General features: G+C 66.8%; 14 protein-coding genes. 2 read left to right on the top strand and 12 right to left on the bottom strand.

What is annotated here, in order from left to right:
• Positions 1-51: 51 nt before the first annotated feature.
• The 6 genes from BLW05_RS12030 to BLW05_RS12005 all read right to left on the bottom strand — a co-directional run bounded on the left by BLW05_RS12030 (position 52) and on the right by BLW05_RS12005 (position 4,667).
• Positions 52-795, bottom strand: coding sequence for a lysophospholipid acyltransferase family protein (locus BLW05_RS12030; protein ID WP_093162771.1), 744 nt, complete (start codon positions 793-795; stop codon positions 52-54).
• Between the two features lie 19 nt (positions 796-814).
• Positions 815-2,095: a dihydroorotase gene (locus BLW05_RS12025; protein ID WP_093162770.1), complete on the bottom strand. Its 1,281-nt coding sequence runs from the start codon at positions 2,093-2,095 to the stop codon at positions 815-817.
• Entirely contained in the window at positions 2,092-3,054 is a 963-nt protein-coding gene (locus tag BLW05_RS12020; protein ID WP_093162768.1) for an aspartate carbamoyltransferase catalytic subunit, read from the bottom strand. The genes BLW05_RS12025 and BLW05_RS12020 overlap by 4 nt, the downstream gene beginning before the upstream one ends.
• The gene (gene pyrR, locus BLW05_RS12015; RefSeq protein WP_093162767.1) at positions 3,054-3,551 is read right to left on the bottom strand and encodes a bifunctional pyr operon transcriptional regulator/uracil phosphoribosyltransferase PyrR; all 498 of its coding nucleotides are present in this window, start codon (positions 3,549-3,551) and stop codon (positions 3,054-3,056) included. Before pyrR ends, BLW05_RS12020 begins: the two co-directional genes overlap by 1 nt.
• On the bottom strand, positions 3,548-3,970 hold the full coding sequence (gene ruvX / locus BLW05_RS12010) for a Holliday junction resolvase RuvX (protein ID WP_093162765.1): 423 nt from the start codon (positions 3,968-3,970) through the stop codon (positions 3,548-3,550). The genes pyrR and ruvX overlap by 4 nt, the downstream gene beginning before the upstream one ends.
• 97 nt (positions 3,971-4,067) lie before the next feature.
• Positions 4,068-4,667 (bottom strand): YqgE/AlgH family protein, encoded by a 600-nt coding sequence (locus BLW05_RS12005; protein WP_093162764.1) that lies wholly within the window; start codon positions 4,665-4,667, stop codon positions 4,068-4,070.
• Between BLW05_RS12005 and BLW05_RS12000 the strand changes: the two genes are divergently transcribed.
• Positions 4,666-6,150, top strand: coding sequence for a cryptochrome/photolyase family protein (locus BLW05_RS12000; protein ID WP_093162763.1), 1,485 nt, complete (start codon positions 4,666-4,668; stop codon positions 6,148-6,150). The genes BLW05_RS12005 and BLW05_RS12000 overlap by 2 nt on opposite strands.
• Before the next feature lie 117 nt (positions 6,151-6,267).
• On the opposite strand, the gene BLW05_RS11995 is transcribed toward BLW05_RS12000, so the two are convergent.
• The 6 genes from BLW05_RS11995 to BLW05_RS11970 all read right to left on the bottom strand — a co-directional run bounded on the left by BLW05_RS11995 (position 6,268) and on the right by BLW05_RS11970 (position 16,475).
• Positions 6,268-12,513: a hybrid sensor histidine kinase/response regulator gene (locus BLW05_RS11995; protein WP_093162762.1), complete on the bottom strand. Its 6,246-nt coding sequence runs from the start codon at positions 12,511-12,513 to the stop codon at positions 6,268-6,270.
• 16 nt (positions 12,514-12,529) lie between these two features.
• Entirely contained in the window at positions 12,530-14,833 is a 2,304-nt protein-coding gene (locus tag BLW05_RS11990; protein ID WP_371126939.1) for a methyl-accepting chemotaxis protein, read from the bottom strand.
• Between the two features lie 73 nt (positions 14,834-14,906).
• Positions 14,907-15,440 carry a chemotaxis protein CheW gene (locus BLW05_RS11985; RefSeq protein ID WP_093162760.1) on the bottom strand — a complete coding sequence of 178 codons (534 nt, stop codon included), beginning with the start codon at positions 15,438-15,440 and terminating at the stop codon, positions 14,907-14,909.
• Positions 15,441-15,462: 22 nt separating this feature from the next.
• Positions 15,463-15,828, bottom strand: coding sequence for a response regulator transcription factor (locus BLW05_RS11980; protein ID WP_093162758.1), 366 nt, complete (start codon positions 15,826-15,828; stop codon positions 15,463-15,465).
• A 3-nt stretch (positions 15,829-15,831) separates the two neighbouring features.
• Complete coding sequence (locus tag BLW05_RS11975) at positions 15,832-16,224, bottom strand: response regulator (protein ID WP_088955234.1); 393 nt, start codon at positions 16,222-16,224, stop codon at positions 15,832-15,834.
• A gap of 80 nt (positions 16,225-16,304) precedes the next feature.
• Complete coding sequence (locus BLW05_RS11970) at positions 16,305-16,475, bottom strand: rubredoxin (RefSeq protein ID WP_088955233.1); 171 nt, start codon at positions 16,473-16,475, stop codon at positions 16,305-16,307.
• A gap of 111 nt (positions 16,476-16,586) precedes the next feature.
• Between BLW05_RS11970 and BLW05_RS11965 the strand changes: the two genes are divergently transcribed.
• On the top strand, positions 16,587-17,546 hold the full coding sequence (locus tag BLW05_RS11965) for a bifunctional hydroxymethylpyrimidine kinase/phosphomethylpyrimidine kinase (protein WP_093162757.1): 960 nt from the start codon (positions 16,587-16,589) through the stop codon (positions 17,544-17,546).
• Positions 17,547-17,565 lie beyond the last annotated feature (19 nt).

Here is a 17,565-nt window from a genome sequence, read left to right as displayed (position 1 = left end):
CGTTCTACAGCGCCCCCCGGGGCGCTGTTTTTTTGGTGGATCGCGAAATGGCTACTTCAGGTCTCGCCGCAGCGCCTGGACGTCGGCGTGCAGACTCTTCGCCCAGGCCCGCCGGTCGCGGCCGTGCGAAGACTGCGCTTCGCCGAAGCGGACGATCGCCAGCAGCGGCGGCGACTTGAGCGTGTTCCACACGGACGAGAGCAGGTTGTCCTCGCCGATGTAGCGCGGCGCATAGCTCGTCTCGCCCGATTCCGCATCGGCAAACCGCAGCGCGGCCGGCTGAATCGGCGCACCGGAAGAAATCGCTGCCTGCAGGAGGTTGGCGTGAAAGGGAAGCAGCCCGTGGCCGTCGCTGGTCGTGCCTTCGGGAAAGACCGCGATCACATCGCCATCACGCAGCGCTTCCGCCATGTGATGGACCACGCGCATGGCGTCGCGTCGACGCTCGCGCTCGATGTAGAGCGAGCCGGCGCCGGTCGACAGCGTGCCGATCACCGGCCAGTGCCGCACATTGGATTTCGACACGAAGCGCACATGCCGCGCCGCGTGGATGGTGAGGATGTCGAGCCAGGACAGGTGATTGCAGATCAGCAGCACCGGCCCGTGCGCCGGCGGCGTCCCCTGCACCGTGAGTCGGATGCCCATGAGGTTGAGCATGCGCTCGGCCCAGCGCTGCACATGCGCCTCGCGGTCGGCGACCGGCAGCGACGGGAACTTCGTGCGGATGATCCACCAGCCCCGGGCCACATGCGCAACGGCGCGCAGCAGTTTCAGGCTGGCGGACAGTGCGTGCATCGTATTGGGAAAGGCCCGCTCAACCGTGCACGACGCGACCACCGACCACGGTGAAGCGGGCGCGTCCGTGCATCGCGTAGCCGCCGAATGGCGTGTGCTTGCCCTGGCTGCGAAGCGCATCGGGCGTGACCTGCCATTCATGCGCAGGATCGATCACGCACAGGTCGGCCGCGCCGCCTTGCGACAGGCGCCCCACGCCCGCGGTGCCGATCAGTTCCGCAGGCGCGGACGTGACGACCTCGATCGCGCGCATCAGCCCGGCGCCGCTCTGCTCGCCCCATTGCAGCGCCAGCGGCAGCAGCAGTTCGAGACCCGTCGCGCCCGCTTCGCTTTCGGCGAAGGGCAGCGTCTTGGCATCGGTTTCCACCGGCGTGTGGTCGGACACCAGCGCATCGATGGTGCCGTCGGCCAGCCCGGCCGACAGTGCGTCGCGGTCGCGTTGTTGCCGCAATGGCGGGTTGAGCCGCGCGCGGCTGTCGAAGTAGCCGATGTCGGTGTCGACGAGATGCAGCGAGTTGATGCTGACATCGCAGGTCAGCGGCAGGCCTTCGGCCTTCGCCGCGCGCACCTGCGCCACGCCAGCCGCGCTCGAAAGCCGGCACAGATGCACGCGCGCGCCGGTCGCGCGCACGAGTTCGACGATCGTGAAGATGGCGATCGTCTCCGCCGCCACCGGCACGCCGGTGAGGCCGAGACGCGTCGCGAGCGGCCCACTCGCCGCAACACCCTTGCCGAGATCGCGATCCTGCGGACGCAACCACACCGTGTAGCCGAACGTGCTCGCGTACTGGAGCGCACGCAGCAGCACCTGCGTGTTGCCGAAGGGAACATCGGCCTGCCCGAAGCCCACGCATCCGGCCTCGGTGAGCGCGACCATTTCGGTGAGCACTTCGCCAGCCAGCCCGCGCGTGAGAGCGCCCTGGGCAAACAAGCGCGCGCGCTGGAGCTTCTCGGCGCGGAACTTGAGCATCTCGACGAGGCCCGGCTCGTCGAGCACCGGGTCCGTGTCGGGCGGACACACGAGGCTGGTCACGCCACCGGCCACGGCTGCGGCCATTTCGCTGTCGAGCATGCCTTCGTGCTCGTAGCCGGGCTCGCGCAGCCGCGCCGCGAGGTCGACCAGACCCGGCACGACGAGGCACCCTTGCGCATCGAGCGTGCGCTCGGCGCGGAAGTCGCTGCCGACATTGCCGATGGCGACGATCCTGCCGTCTGCGATCGCGATGTCGGCCTGCCGGTCGAGCTTGGATGCGGGGTCGACGACGCGCCCGTTCTTGATCAGGACAGTGCTGCTGCTCATGCTTCGTTTCCTGCGACGATGCTCATCACGGCCATGCGGACCGCGATGCCGAAAGTGACCTGCGGCAGGATCACGCTCTGCCGGCCATCGACCACGGCGGAGTCGATCTCGACACCGCGGTTGATCGGCCCCGGATGCATCACGATCGCATCCGGTTTCGCGAGCTGGAGCTTGTCCGGCGTGAGTCCGTAGGTCTTGAAGAATTCCTGCGACGAAGGCAGCAGCGCACCGCTCATGCGCTCGTTCTGCAGGCGCAGCATGATCACCACGTCGCAGTCCTTGATGCCTTCTTCGAGCGTGTGGCACACGCGCACGCCCATTTGCGCAAGATCACTCGGCACCAAAGTCTTGGGCCCGACGACGCGCACTTCCGCACAACCCAGCGTGGTCAGCGCATGGATGTCGGAGCGCGCCACGCGCGAATGCAGCACATCGCCGACGATTGCAACGGTGAGGTTCGCGAAGTCCTTCTTGTAGTGGCGGATCGTGTACATGTCGAGCAGGCCCTGCGTCGGATGCGCATGGCGCCCGTCGCCGGCATTCACCACGTGCACATGCGGCGCGACGTGCTGCGCGATCAGGTAGGGCGCGCCCGATTCGCTGTGCCGCACGACGAAGAGGTCGGCGGCCATCGCGCTCAGGTTGGCGATGGTGTCGAGCAGCGATTCGCCCTTGGAGGCCGACGAACGCGAGATGTCGAGGTTGATCACGTCGGCCGACAGCCGCTTGGCCGCGATCTCGAAGGTGGTGCGCGTGCGCGTCGAGTTCTCGAAGAACAGGTTGAACACGCTCTTGCCGCGCAGCAGCGGCACCTTCTTGACCTCGCGGTCGCTCACGCTGGTGAAGTTCGCGGCGGTGTCGAGGATGTGGGTGAGGATGTCCTTCGGCAGGCCTTCGATCGAGAGCAGGTGGATCAGCTCGCCGTTCTTGTTGAGCTGCGGGTTTCGTTTGTAGAGCATTATTTGTTTTCCTCCACCTGGAAGCTGAACGCGCCGGACTCTGCACGCGCGAGCGCGAGCAGCTGGGTCGCCGGCAGCTCGAGCTTCTGCGCCGCGAAGTCGGCCGCCACCGGCAGCTCGCGGCCGCCGCGGTCGATCATGACGGCGAGGCGCACGCAGGCCGGGCGACCGAAGTCGAACAACTCGTTGAGCACCGCGCGGATCGTGCGGCCGGTGTAGAGCACGTCGTCGAGCAGGAGCACGTCGGCGCCGTCGACATCGAAGGGAAGAGAGGTCTGCGCGCTGACAGAAAGTCCGCGGCGCGCGAAATCGTCGCGGTGCATCGCCGACGAGATCACGCCGGGTGCACCGGCAAGGCCCAGGTCTTTCTGCAGGCGCTCGACCAGCCAGGCGCCGCCGGAGGTCACGCCGACGAGGCGCGTGTCGGCGCGCATCAGGGATTTCACGCCGCGCAGCAACTCGACGTAGAGCGCTTCGGCGTCAGGGATGGAGTTCACGGAAGGCTCCTCAGGAACTGTTCAAGAATGATGCAGGCCGACGCGGCATCGGCGTCGCGCGCGCCCGAGGCGAGCGCCTCGGTCGTGCTGTAGCGTTCATCGACCTCGTACACCGGCAGCTTGAAGCGGCCATGCAGCTGCCGCGCGAAGCGCTGCGCCGCTCGGGTGTTGTCGTGCGGCGCGCCGTCGGGATGGCGGGGCACGCCGACGACCAGCGCGTCGGGTTGCCACTCGCGGATGCGGGCTTCCACCTGCGCAAAGCGCGCATCGCCTTCGGCCTTGATGGTGGCTTGCGGCGTGGCGGTCTTCAGCAGGCGATTGCCGCTCGCGACACCGGTGCGCTTCTGGCCGTAGTCGAAGGCCAGGAAGCTTTGAAAATGGGCAGGAACGGAAGGCGAAAGGGCTGCGCGGTCAGGCATTGCCAACCCGGTCACATTGGCCCCCACGCGCGGCACTGCGTGTGCTCGCTGCCCGCCGAGGGGGTGCGAGCTGGCTCGGGGCGGCGCGTCCCGGCGCTCATGCATGCCCCGCGTCAGGCGAGAGCGTCCAGGCCTGCAGGCCCAGCAGCGACAGCGCCTTGTCATAGCGCTGCTCGACAGGGGTATCGAAGATGACGGCCGGGTCGGCGCCGACCGTGAGCCAGCTGTTTTCCGCGAGTTCGGATTCGAGCTGGCCTTCACCCCAGGCCGCGTAACCGAGCGAAACAAGCACCTTGCGTGGCCCCCCGCCGGTCGCGAGCGCCTCCAGCACATCCTTGGAGGTGGTCATTTCCAACCCGCCTGGGATGGTCATGGTCGAGGCGTAGACGGATTCGTTCGGCTGGTCGGCCCGCGCGAAGACCGGCTCGTGGAGCACGAAGCCGCGCTCGGTCTGCACCGGGCCGCCCTGGAAGACGGGCGCCTTGCCGATTTCGGGACTGGAGAGGTGCAACTCGATCTTCTCGAAAAGCACGCCGAGGTTGATATCGCTGGGCTTGTTGATCACGAGGCCGAGCGCGCCGCGCTCGCTGTGCTCGCAGAGATAGACCACGCTGCGGCTGAAGGCCTTGTCCTCCAGACCCGGCATCGCAATCAGGAAATGATGCGTCAAGTTCATCGGGGCAGAATCGGAGGCCATGCCACCGATTTTACTGGCCGTCGACAAGATCTATCCCAAGGGCCTGATGTGGTTTCGTCGCGACCTCCGTGTCGACGACAACGCGGCGCTCTACCAGGCGCTGCGGGCGTGCCGTCAGGTGGTCTGCGTGTTCGTCTTCGATCGCGCAATCCTCGACCCGCTGCCGCGCGCGGACCGGCGGGTGGAATTCATCCGCGAATCGCTGGTCGAGCTCGATGCGGAGCTGCATCGCCTTGGCGGTGGGCTGATCGTCCGCCATGCAGTGGCCGAAGACGAGATCCCATCGCTGGCTCATGCGCTGGACGTGCAGGCAGTGTTCGCGAATCGCGACGACGAGCCCGACGCGCTCGACCGCGACGCCAGGGTGCTCGGCGCTCTGGCCAATGCCGGGGTTGCCTTCCACACCTACAAGGACCAGGCCGTCTTCGACCGCGAGGAGGTGTTGACGCAGGTCGGTCAGCCCTACACGGTCTTTACCCCGTACAAGCGCGCGTGGCTTGCCAAGGTCGATGACTTCTATCTGAAGGCCTACCCCGTGCGGACGCATGCGGAGGCGCTCGCCCAACCACCCGAAAAATTCAGGGGCGCGGTTCCATCGCTGAAAGACATCGGCTTCGAGAAAACCAATCTTGCCGACCTGGAGATTCCCACCGGCAGCCAGGGCGGTACGGCGCTGTTCAACGCCTTCTCCCAGCGCATCGACCGCTATCAGGAAGCGCGCGATTTCCCCTCGGTGCGTGGGCCGAGCTATCTGGGCGTCCACCTGCGCTTCGGCACCGTGTCGATCCGGCAGCTCGCGGGCGCGGCCCATCAGTTGTCGCAGCAGGGCGACCCGGGCGCCGCGACCTGGCTCAGCGAATTGATCTGGCGCGACTTCTTCTTCCAGATCCTGGCGCACCATCCGCACATGGTGGAGGGCGGCAAGAGGCGCAGCTTCAGGCCCGAGTACGACAGGATCCAGTGGCACCACGGCAAGCATGCCGACATGCTGTTCGACGCGTGGTGCGAAGGACGGACCGGCTACCCGCTCGTCGACGCCGCGATGGCGCAGATCAACCAGACCGGCTACATGCACAACCGGCTGCGCATGGTGGTCGCGAGTTTTCTGTGCAAGGACCTCGGGTTGGACTGGCGGCGTGGCGAGCGTTACTTCGAAATCCATCTCAACGACTTCGAGCTGTCGTCGAACAACGGCAATTGGCAGTGGGCGAGTTCGAGCGGCTGCGATGCCCAGCCCTACTTCCGGATCTTCAACCCCGTCACGCAGAGCGAGCGGTTCGACCCCGAAGGCAAGTTCATCCGGCGCTACCTGCCGCAGCTTGCGAAGCTGCCCAACGCGTCGATCCATGCGCCGTGGACGGCGACGCCAGTGGAGCTGGAAGCAGCGGGCGTCAAGCTCGGCGAAAACTACGCCAGGCCGATCGTCGAGCACGCCGAAGCGCGGGAGCGCACGCTCCAGCGCTACGCCGTAGTGAAGCAATAACCCGCGCGCACCCCCGGCGGGAGCAGCCGCGGAACCGGCTTAGCCGGCCCGCTGGCTGCGCCCCCTGCAAGGGGGTGGGCGGCTACACGAAGTGAGCAAGCCTGGGGGTGTGCCTCATCACGCCACGAGCGCGACCGGCAATTCGACGCCCGTGTAGCTGCGCACGAGTCGCAGCAGTTCTTCTTCCGAATACGGCTTGCCGAGGTAGTGATTGACGCCCAGCGCACGCGCATGGTCGTGGTGCTTCTCGGCGATCCGAGAGGTGATCATGATGATCGGCAGGTCGGCCAGCGATTGGTCCGCGCGGATGTTGCGCGCCAGGTCGAAACCGTCCATGCGTGGCATCTCGATGTCCGACAGGACGACCGCGGGGCGCTCCTGCTGCAGTCGTTCGAGCGCCTGCAGGCCATCGGCCGCCAGCGCCACCCGATAGCCTTCGCGCTGCAGCAGACGCTGCGTGACGCGCCGCACGGTGATCGAGTCGTCCACCACCAGCACCAGCGGCACCTGCGCGGGGACCTGAACGACCGGCGTCTGCGGCGCTGTGCCACCAACATCCGGGGTCGCCCTGCCGCGGTTTGCCGAAGCCTGGAAGGCGCGAGCCTTGTCGCTGTGGACCGCCGCAAGCGCGACCGGGTTGTAGATCAGCGCCACGGCGCCCGAAGCGAGCACCGAGATCGCCGCCATGCCCGGCAGCCGTGAAAGCTGCGGGCCGAGGTTCTTCACCACGACTTCCTGGTTGCCCAGCACTTCGTCCACGTGCAGCGCCACGCGCTGCGCGGCGCTTCGCACGACCACGATCGTGTTCGCCTTGCCCGGCGCGCGTTCGCTGCCCGGAGAGGACTGCAGCAGCGCACCGGCCCAGTAGAAGGGCACGTCCTCGCCACCGAATGGGTAGTGCTGGTCCAGATAGGCCTTCTCAAGCTCGGACGCACCGGCGCGCAACACCAGTTCCACAAGATTGGAAGGCACCCCGATGTTGACCCCGCCGGCGCGCATCATCACGACGTGCGTCACCGCCGTGGTGAGCGGCAGGACCAGCTTGAAGGTCGTCCCCTGCCCCGGCTTGCTGCGGGTCTCGATGCGGCCGCCGAGGCCGGCGACCTGCGCGCGGACCACGTCCATGCCGATGCCGCGGCCCGCCAGTTCGGAGACCTGCTCGGCCGTCGAGAAGCCGGGCTGATAGATCAGCTCCGCCGCCTCTTCATCGCTGAGCTGCTGGCCCTCGGCGACGAGGCCGAGCGCACGCGCGCGGGCGACGATCCGCTCGTACTTGAGACCACCACCATCGTCCTGGAAGCTCACCGAGACGTCGTTGCCTTCCTGGTGCAGCTCGATGACGATCAGGCCGCTCGGGTCCTTGCCGGCCTTCTCGCGCACCGCCGCATCTTCGATGCCGTGCGCGACGCAGTTGCGTAGCAGATGCTCGAAGGCGGGCGTCATCCGCTCGAGGACGCCACGGTCCATCTCGATCGAGCCGCCGGTGATGTCGAGTCGCACCTGCTTGCCGGTGTCCTTCGACGCCTGCCGAACGACGCGATACAGACGGTCCGAGATGCCCTCGAACTCCACCATGCGCGTGCGCAGCAGGCCGCGCTGCAGTTCGCGCGTCTGCCGCGCCTGCGCGCTCAAGTCGTCTTCCGTGGCCTGGACCGTCTTCTGGAGCGTGCGCTGCACGGTGGCCACGTCGTTGACCGACTCGGCCATCATGCGGGTGAGTTCCTGCACGCGGGTGAAGCGGTCGAACTCGAGCGGATCGAAGCCCTGCTGCGAATCCTTGGCCTGCGCGAGGCGCGACTGCATCTGGCTCTCGGCCTGCACCTCGATGTCGCGCAGCTGCTGGCGCAGGCGGTCGAGGTTTCCGGTGAGATCGGTCAGCGAACTGCGCAACTGCCCCAGTTCGGCTTCGAGACGCGAGCGCGTGATGATGACTTCACCTGCCTGGGCCACGAGACGGTCGAGCAGGTGAGTGCGGATGCGGACCGCCTGGCTCGACACCGCACGCAGCGGCGTGAGCACCGACGGCGAGGGCGCGGCGATCGTGGCGCGCCCCGCGAGCGGTTCGCCGGCGGGCTCGGCGGCAGCCGGCGCGGCTTCCGCCTCGGCTTCGTGTTCAGGCGTAGCCGCCTCGACAACCGGCGGCGTCGCAGGCGCCTTCGCCTCCGGTGCGACCGCAAGAGCGACAGGCGCCGGCGGCGTCGCGGCACGCTGGACCAGTTCGGCCTGCGTCGCATCGTCCGCAGCCCGCAGCGCATCGAAGTTGGCCTGAAGGGCATCGAAGCGCGTCAGCACCTGCTCGATCGCTTGCCGGTCGGCACCTTCGGCGCCAATCGCCTCGATGTCCGATTCCATGCGATGGGCGCGCTCGCCCAGACGCATGGCACCCGCCAGCCGTGCGCTACCTTTCAGCGTGTGGAGCGTACGGAGCGACGAGGCGCGCGAAGCACTGCTTTCGGGGTTCTGCACCCAATCGCGCAACGCGGCGCCGAGCTGCGGCAGCAGCTCGTTGGCTTCTTCCTCGAAGATCGGGAAGAGGTCCATATCGACCGCATCGACGACATCCGAAGCGTCGTCGGAATCGTCGAGCGACACGTCGGACCCGACATTTCGCACCAGGTGAAGCGGGGCGGCGGCCGGCTCGACCGTCTCCACGGGCAGCTGCGACGCCTCGACGTTGCGCAGCGCTTCCACGGTGTCTTCAGCCGGCTCCCGCAGGAACCCGGCTGCGAACTGATGCAGCAGGCGCCGGACTTCCTCGGCTGCAGCGACCAGCACCGCGCCCTGCTCGGGCGTGCCCCGGCCCTGTGTGTGCAGATGCTGGAGCGCGGCCTCGAACAGGCGCGCCATGCCCGAGAGGCTTTGGAACCCCACCGTGGCGGAGCTGCCGGCCAGCGAATGCGCAAGGCCGATCGCGGACATCGGGACGCGCTGGTGCGTTTCGAGCGCCCATTCGCCCACCTCGGTCGCAAGCTGGCGCGACCATTCGTCGGCTTCGTTCAGATAGACGTTGTAGAGCGCGATGCCGATGCGCAGAGGGCCGATGACCTTGACCTGCTCTTCGGCGCTCAAGACCGGCGTGCGCTCCGGCTGGGGTTCTTCGGGCGCTGCCGCAACCGCCTCGACCGGCGGCTCCGCCACGTGGACGGGCGGGATTTCCGGCGCAGCCATCTCGGCCCGCACTTCGTCGTGCGCAACCGGCAACTCATCGATGACGGGCGTTTCAGCGGGGGCAGACGCCTCGACTTCGACCATCGGCTCGGGCACAGCCGGGACTTCGGGTTCGAGACCCAGTGCGAATGCGAGTTCGGCAAGCTCGGCAAGCTCGGGCTCCGGGGTGGGTGCCAATGCCGGCTCGGCTGCGACCTCCTCGACCCTCGGTTCCGGTTCGGCCTCGGGCTGCAGGACCGCGGCGACTTCGCGCTCGAGTTCCAGCGGCGGCAGCTCTTCGGGCTCAGGCTTCGTCCGCGACGCAGCCGACACGAGGGACGGCTCGAGCGCCGTGTGGACGGTTTCCAGGAAATCGCCGTCGTCGTATTCGCCCAGCGACGCAGCCTCCTCGGGCGGCGGTTCGGGTTTGGCATCGAAGTCGAGGAAGTCCGTCGACGCAAATCCTTCGTCGGAACGCGGAGCGTCCGAGGGAAGTTGTTCCGGTGCAGTCTGCAGGGACTCGTCCGGGGTCCCGTCCAGGCCCGACCAGACGGTGGGTTCTTCGGCGTGCGCGACCGCGGAATCCATGGAAGGCGCTTGCGCCGGCACATCGGCCGGCTGCGCTTCTGCGCCTTTCAAGTCCAGGTCGAGTTCAAGCTCCAGATCACGAAGATCGGGCAGGTCCGGCAGCTCAGGCAGCGGCACAGGCTCCATCGGAGCCGGCGGCACTTCGGCTGCGGCTTCGGCGGCAATGTGGCGCGCCGCGGCGACCAGCGCCTCGGCATCGGCAACGCGCGCCGGAGTTTCCAGCGGCTCGCCCGTACGCAGCGATTCGGCGATCGCGAGGAAAGGCGCAGACTTCCAGCCGTGCGAACCACCCGCGGCGATCGCCTCCACCCACTGGGCGAAGTCCTGGAGCGTGTTGCGTGTACCGGTGAGCAGTTCGGGCGTCGCCGGGCGCTGGTCGGCCAGCCACGTGTTCAGCACCTGCTCGAGCGACCATGCGGCTTCGCCGAAATCCATCAGCCCGACCATGCGCGAGCTGCCTTTCAGCGTATGGAAGGCACGGCGCAGAACGGTCAGCTCACCTTCGTCATCAGGACGCGCGCCGAGCGCCGACACAGCCGCCAGGCCGTTGTGCAGGACCTCGCGGGCTTCGTCGAGGAAGATGTTCTGGAGGTCGTCTTCCTCCAGTTCGGTCACCTCGGTGTCGGGCAACGCCTCGAGCGGTGCGGGGCCGGTGATCTTGGACGTCCAGCTCGTGGCCGCCTGACTGAATTCCTCGATCGGCGATGGCGGCGGCGACTTGCGCGCGCCGGGTGTTGTGGCGAGCGCAGCGAGCTTGGCGGCGATCTGCGCATCGACCTGCTCGACGCTCATGACCGCTTCGGTCACCGCGACCGGACCGGACGCCGATGCAAAGGCCGCTGGCGCAGCCGCGTCCGACGACGCATCGCTGGCCTGCCGGCCCATCAGAGGCTTGAGTTCGCCGATGTCGGCGTCGAACACGAACAGCCGTTTGGCCAGCGCAGGCTGGTAGCTGAGCATGTCGATCAGGAAACCCAGCGCGCCCAGGTTGTTGCCGAGCGAGTCGAAAGCACGGATCTCGTCGGTCGGCGACTCTTCGGCAAGCAGCTGGTCGACGTTCTCGCGCATGCGCTGGACGGTCTGCGCGGCCTGATCGAGGCCCAGTACCGAAAACACTCCGCGCATCTGCAGAAGCTGCGACGGCACGTTGCGCAGAAGGCCCTTCTCTGTCGGACGGCGGAAGAACTGGTCGAGCGATTTCTCGAGCTCGGCCAGATGGCTGCGCAGCTCGCCGACCACGGTGCCCATGGTCTGACGGTCGCTCACGCGGCGGTAGAGCTCCTCCATCCAGGGCTCGAGCGGCTCCGAGCGCCCCCCGTCGCGAGCGCGTTCGATGCGTCCGGCGAGCTGAATCGTGCGCGCGGTGAGTTGCCGGTCCTGCGGATCCAGATCCTCGAAGGCGGCTTCGAGGTAGAGCACCGAGGTGGCGACTTCCATCGCGAGTTCGGTGGCGGGCGGCTGGCCGGAGCGGACCGAGGCGTCGACCGCATTGTTGAGCGCCTGCACCATCGGCAGGCTGGGCGGATGCAGCTTCTGGAGCGACTCACCGAGCTGCGCGAAGGTCTCCACGACCTGCCGCGTGCGGCCCACGTCGCCGCCGGACAGCGCCGACCACATTTCCTTCGAAGTCTCGATGCGCTTGCGCGCCTGCGCGAGCACCAGCGGATCGAAGCGGCCGAACTGCTCGATCGTGTAGTCGACCTTCTGCTCGTTGGAAATTCCCCATGCCGCGCGCACCGCGCGCAGCGTCGCGGCTTCGTCGCCCGTTCCGGGAACGGCCTGGGCGCAGAAGAAGAGAAGGTCCTGGCCGAGTCGGTCGGACACGGTGTTGTCACCGCGCGCCAGCGTGGCGTACTGCAACAACACGCGCGAAGCGGCGCGCTTCACGTGTGAATCCGCAGGAATGAGCGCCAGCGCCAGTGCCTCGAAAAAACCGGCAGCGAGCGTCCAGAAGCTCGCGACCCTCGGCACCGAGGCGCCACGGCCAAGCCCGAGACACAGGGCCTGCAAGCGGCGGGCTGCATGGTCATCGCCACTCTTGACGACCTGCAGGACCTCGCGGTCGAGTTTCGAACGCACCGCAGGGTCGTACACCAGCGCGGTCTGGGTCGGCGCCGGCTTGATCTCGACCCAGCGCCAGGTCATGTTCCAGAGATCGGCCGGATGGACGCGCTCGTTGCCGACCAGCTCGAGGACCTCGCGGTACTGCGGGAACAGCGCGACCGACGAGACGGTCTTGCCCGCGACCACCGCGTTCAGGAAATCGGCGACCGCGAAACCGGCGCGCTCGATCTTCTGGACCGCGGCATCGTTGCAGCGCAGCGGCTCGGTGACGAAGCTCTGGACCGCGAACTCCATCGCGCCGAGCACGAGGGCGGGCGCGGTGTGACCCACCATCTGTAGCGCGCCGACAGCCTGGTGCAGTTGCTGCCGGGCCTGACGCACCGGCATGCTGTCGATTTCGGAACCCGGCAGGGCCGACGCGGCATCGCGGGAGAAGCGCCGCAAGGTCTTGCCCACGGCATCGAGCGATTTCTGGATTTCTCCGAGAACCCAGGCCAGCGGCCCAAGATCTTCCGTTGCCGGCGCATTGCCGGCGGTGTGGGCGGCGGGACTTTGAATCGACACGTTGGGCGCTCGGCGTTCAGGAAATCTTGAAACGAGCCACCGACTGACGCAGCTCCTCGGCCATATGCGAGAGCTCGCGGACCTGCTGCGCCGTGGTGCGCGTGCCTTCGCCGGTCTGCTCGGTCACGGCGAAGATGTGCTGGATGTTGGCCGCCACCACGTTGGCGGAGTCGGCTTCGCGGGACGCAGACATCGAGATCTGCTCGATGAGGTCCGCCAGACGGCGCGACACGCGGTCGATCTCGGACAGTGCGGTACCGGCGTTGTCGGACAGCTTCGCGCCCTCGACCACACCCTGCGTGGAACGCTCCATGGCGCCCACCGCATCCTGGGTGTCGGTCTGAATCGCCTTCACGAGCGCCGAGATCTGGCGCGTTGCATCCGCGGAACGCTCGGCGAGTCGCTGCACTTCTTCCGCCACCACCGAGAAGCCGCGGCCGGCTTCACCGGCAGATGCGGCCTGGATGGCGGCGTTGAGTGCGAGCACGTTCGTCTGTTCGGTAATGTCCGAGATCAGCTCCGTGATTTCACCGATCTCCTGCGACGATTCGCCGAGGCGCTTGATCCGCTTGGAGGTTTCCTGGATCTGGTCGCGGATGGCGTTCATGCCTCCGATGGCGTTCTGCACCGCCTGCAGGCCGGAAGAGGCCGCTTGCAGCGACTGGCGCGCCACGGTCGCCGATTCCTGCGCTTGCGAGGACACGCCATTGATCCGTTCCGCCATCGTGAGCACCGACTGGCCGGTTTCGCGAATCTCGCGGAGCTGTTCCGTCGAAGCGGCGAGCAGCTCGGTCGATGTGCTTTCCACCTGCGACGTGGTGTGCGCCACGCGGGTCGCCGTGTTCTGCACGTTGCCCACCAGGAGGCGCAGTTCTTCCACCGTGTAGTTCACCGAGTCGGCGATGGCGCCGGTAATGTCCTCGGTCACGGTGGCTTCCTGCGTCAGATCGCCTTCGGCAACGGTCTGCAGTTCATTCATGAGGCGCAAGATGGCCGCCTGGTTGGCGGCATTGACGCGTGCGGCATCTTCGCTGGCGCGCTCGGCCTCGACACGCTCGCGCTCGGCGGACGCCGCACGTTCGCGGCCTTCGCGGACCTGCACGAAGCCGATCGCACCGGCCAGCGCCAGGGCGGCCAGCGACAACACGAACAGCATCACGACGGTGCCGGCGCCCAGGCCGGTGCGTGCCGAGAGCTTTTCCTGCAGATCGCCCAGCGCGTTGCGCAGGGGCTCGCTGTCGGCCAGGATCGCGGCCTGCGCTTCGCGCGCGGCAACCAGGCCCTGCAGGTTGCCCAGAATGGCGCTGGCCTGCGTGCGGGTCTGTTCGTAGGTCTTCAGGATGGCTTCGAGTTGCTGCCGGGTCTGCGCGTCGCGGGTGCCGGGCAGGCGCTGCTGGGCGCTGCCGTCGAGCAGGCCGCGCGTGATTTCCTGGAACGAGTTCAGGTCCTTGCCGAGCAGGAACACCGCGTCGGGGCTCACACCTTCGACCGTCAGGAATTCGTTGGCGGACTTGCCGATGCGCTGAGTCAGCATGACCAATTGGCCCGCAGCGGAGATTTCCGGCAGGGTCGCGCTCTGCTGCATCTTCAGCGAGGCGACGGTCTCGGTCATTTCGAGCAGGTCGGAGGACTGGCGATTGATGTCGCGAAGCGCGTTGCCGACCTGCGTCAGGATCTTCTGCTGGGCCATGACCGCCTTGGCGCTCTTGTCTGCGCGCTCGACCAGCGGCGTGATCTTGCCGAGCTCGATGTCGTACTGGCTGCCGACACGCTCCAGCTTGAGCGAATCGTCACCGCTCGCCAGACCCTGCACCCGGCGGCTCAGATCTTCCGAGCTTTCCTTGACTTCGGTGAAGGCGCTCACATTGCCGACCAGCGCCTGCGAGACCGATTTGGCGAGACGCTGCGACTGCATCAGCGATTGGCCGGTGGCGGCCACCTGCTGCGCCAGACGTTCGGCCCGCAGAATGGCCGAGCCCGCGACCAGCATCAGCAAAAGCACCACGCCGGCCAACGCCAGCGCAAGAATCCGCTGCTGCCGGGCCGGGCTGGAACGCTGCGAGCGTTTGGAGCGCGACCTCGAAGCGCCGCTTGCCGATGCGGCCGGGATTGCGTCCTCGATCTGCGGACCGGGGTCCGTCGAGGAGCCCGCGTCGCCACCCGGCCCCGCCTCCGCCGCCAGCGTCGCCGACGACTTCGCGGCATCGCGCGGAATCGCCACTGTCGATTCATCCGGTGTCTGCACGGTTTCGATGTTATCCATCGACAGCGTGGCGGCGCTGTCGGCGCCCACGCTGACGTTGCCGCCGCTCGCGGGCATGAACTTCTTGAACTTGTCGGCGATCGAGCTCACGGTCGGTCCTTCAGTTTGTGGTCGGTGCAGGGCCCAGCGCTCAGGCGCCGATGCTCAGGAAACGGGGTTGCTGGGAAAGCGCCTGGAGATTGATCTCCTGCCAGCGCGCGCCCGCGGAATCAGTGTACGAATGGCCGAGCCAGGCGGGCGCATCGGCGCCTGGCGCCTCGGAGGCCACAAAGGCGTCCACACCGCGCAATCCGACCAGCCGGTCGATCAGCAGGGCGCAGTTGACTTCGAGCAACTCATTGAGCGCCACGAGGCGGGACTGCGCATGCGCCGCCTCGCTGGTCGCCGGCGCGGCTTGCGCGCCGGTCAGGAAGCCGGCGAGCTGGACCACGCCGTACAAGCCGCCGCGAAGGTTGGCCACGCCGAGGAACCACGGCTCGGTGTACGGCACATGCTGCGGCTGCACCCAGGGGAAGATCTCGCCCGCGTGCCCGAGCGGGAACAGGTAGTTGGCATCGCCGGCCTCGACCGCGAGCCACGACGCGGAAACACCCGACGTGCGCGCAGCCTGCAGGCGGCCGGCAAGCCGGGACTGGAATGCACGGAGAGCGTCTCGATTGGCCATGAGAATCGAAAGCTTGCTGGAATCAGGCCAGCGCGCTGATCTTGGCCATCAACTCTGCCGGATTGACCGGTTTGACGATGTAGTCCTTCGCGCCTTGACGCATGCCCCAGACGCGGTCGGTTTCCTGGTTCTTGCTGGTGCACAGGATGATCGGCACCGCCGCGTATTGCGGATGGCGGGCAATCGCGCGCGTGAGCTGGAAGCCGTTCTGGCCGGGCATGACGACATCCATCAGGATCAGGTCCGGCTGCTCTTCCTCGAGGCGGCGCATCGCGTCGTCGGCGTTCTCCGCAGTCTTCACCGAAAAGCCGTTTTTCTGGAGAAGGTCGGTGAGGAAAACCAGCTCGGTCTTCGAGTCGTCGACCACGAGCACTTTGCGAATGGGCATTTACTACGCTTCCTGAAGAGTGCCGAACTGCTGCACAGCGTTGAGCAATTGGTCTTTGGTGAAGGGTTTGGTGAGGTAGTCCTGCGAGCCGACCATTCGGCCGCGCGCCTTGTCGAACACACCGTCTTTCGACGAGAGCATCACGACGGGAACATTGGAGAAGTGCGAGTTGCGCTTGATGATGGCGCAAGTCTGATAGCCGTCGAGCCGCGGCATCAGGATGTCGCAAAAAATGAGGTGCGGCTTGTGGTCGTTGACCTTGGAGAGGGCGTCGAAGCCGTCTTCGGCGAGGAGAACCTCGTGACCGCCCTGCTTGAGGAAGATCTCGGCGCTGCGCCGAATGGTGTTGCTGTCGTCGATGACAAGCACCTTGTAGCCGGATCCATTCGCGCTCATTTGCACCGCTCCTTGTGACGCCTGGGATTGGACCGCTGTGCTCCTTCAGGAGCACAGGAAGCGCGGCCCTATGCCACGCTTCAGATCTCAACCATCTCGAAATCTTCCTTGCGTGCCCCACATTCCGGGCAGGTCCAGTTCATCGGAACATCTGCCCACGCCGTACCGGGCGCAATACCATCTTCTGGTACTCCGACCGACTCGTCGTAGATCCACCCGCAAATCAGGCACATCCAGGTTTTCGTATTCATCGCAGCTTAAAGTCCCTGTTCATCAAATGCAACGATCGTATCCAAACGTATCAATAAATCTCGTGATAAGCGTCTCAGATATGCCACCATGCCGGTGAGTTGTTATCGGGTATGAAAACTTCCCTACTACCAGCAGAGCACGACCACAAAGTGAGCGATCTTACCGACCCCCAGAACGACGAAGACACTGCGGAAAGCGACGCGAATCCGCCCTGCGTGCTCGTCTTCAATGCCAACGATCCGAGCGGCGCGGGCGGCCTGGCCGCGGACGCAGTGGCAATGGCCTCCGTGGGGGCCCACATGCTACCCGTCGTCACGGGCGCCTACGCGCGTGACACGGCCGAAATCTTCGACTTCTTTGCGTTTGATGAAGAAGCGGTGTCGGAGCAGGCGCGATCCATCCTGGAAGACGTGGAAGTCCAGCTCATCAAGATCGGCTTCGTCGGCTCACCCGAGAACCTGAGCAACGTGGCCGAGACCGCGACCGACTATCCCGAGGTCCCGGTGGTGGCCTACATGCCCAACCTGTCGTGGTGGGACGAGACCCAGATCGACGCCTACCTCGATGCCTTCCGCGACCTCGTGCTGCCGCAGACCACCGTGCTGGTCGGCAACCACAGCACGCTGTGGCGCTGGCTTCTGCCCGACTGGAGCGGCGAGCGCCCGCCAAGCGCGCGCGACATCGCCAAGGCGGCGGGCGAATTCGGCGTGCCCTACACGCTGGTCACCGGGATCATGCTGCCCGAGCAGTTCATCGACAACGTGCTGGCATCGCCGCAATCGGTGCTCGCCAGCGAGAAGTACGAGCGCCTCGATGCCGTCTTCGCGGGCGCCGGCGACACGCTGTCGGCGGCGCTTGCCGCGCTGCTTGCGAGCGGCACGGATCTCGCGGCCGCCGCCACCGAGGCCCTGAGCTACATGGACCGCTGCCTCGACGCCGGCTTCCGGCCGGGCATGGGCCATGTGTTGCCGGACCGTCTCTTCTGGGCCCAGCCGGAAGAGGAAGAGGACAACGGCGACCCGGATTCGCCGCCGGATTTCGCCCTCCCCCCGCACGACACCCGCCATTGATCTGTCGGCGAGGCCGCAT

This window comes from Variovorax sp. YR216 (assembly GCF_900107745.1).
Classification (GTDB): domain Bacteria; phylum Pseudomonadota; class Gammaproteobacteria; order Burkholderiales; family Burkholderiaceae_C; genus Variovorax.
This window is presented reverse-complemented; position numbering and strand designations above follow the sequence as displayed.

Bases quoted from the DNA above. Each gene is read 5' to 3' on its own strand.
- BLW05_RS12030 (WP_093162771.1), bottom strand. From the start codon at position 795: ATGCACGCACTGTCCGCCAGCCTGAAACTGCTGCGCGCCGTTGCGCAT.
- BLW05_RS12025 (WP_093162770.1), bottom strand. From the start codon at position 2,095: ATGAGCAGCAGCACTGTCCTGATCAAGAACGGGCGCGTCGTCGACCCC.
- BLW05_RS12020 (WP_093162768.1), bottom strand. From the start codon at position 3,054: ATGCTCTACAAACGAAACCCGCAGCTCAACAAGAACGGCGAGCTGATC.
- ruvX (WP_093162765.1), bottom strand. From the start codon at position 3,970: ATGCCTGACCGCGCAGCCCTTTCGCCTTCCGTTCCTGCCCATTTTCAA.
- BLW05_RS12000 (WP_093162763.1), top strand. From the start codon at position 4,666: ATGCCACCGATTTTACTGGCCGTCGACAAGATCTATCCCAAGGGCCTG.
- BLW05_RS12005 (WP_093162764.1), bottom strand. From the start codon at position 4,667: ATGGCCTCCGATTCTGCCCCGATGAACTTGACGCATCATTTCCTGATT.
- BLW05_RS11990 (WP_371126939.1), bottom strand. From the start codon at position 14,833: ATGCCCGCGAGCGGCGGCAACGTCAGCGTGGGCGCCGACAGCGCCGCC.
- BLW05_RS11985 (WP_093162760.1), bottom strand. From the start codon at position 15,440: ATGGCCAATCGAGACGCTCTCCGTGCATTCCAGTCCCGGCTTGCCGGC.
- BLW05_RS11980 (WP_093162758.1), bottom strand. From the start codon at position 15,828: ATGCCCATTCGCAAAGTGCTCGTGGTCGACGACTCGAAGACCGAGCTG.
- BLW05_RS11975 (WP_088955234.1), bottom strand. From the start codon at position 16,224: ATGAGCGCGAATGGATCCGGCTACAAGGTGCTTGTCATCGACGACAGC.
- BLW05_RS11970 (WP_088955233.1), bottom strand. From the start codon at position 16,475: ATGAATACGAAAACCTGGATGTGCCTGATTTGCGGGTGGATCTACGAC.
- BLW05_RS11965 (WP_093162757.1), top strand. From the start codon at position 16,587: ATGAAAACTTCCCTACTACCAGCAGAGCACGACCACAAAGTGAGCGAT.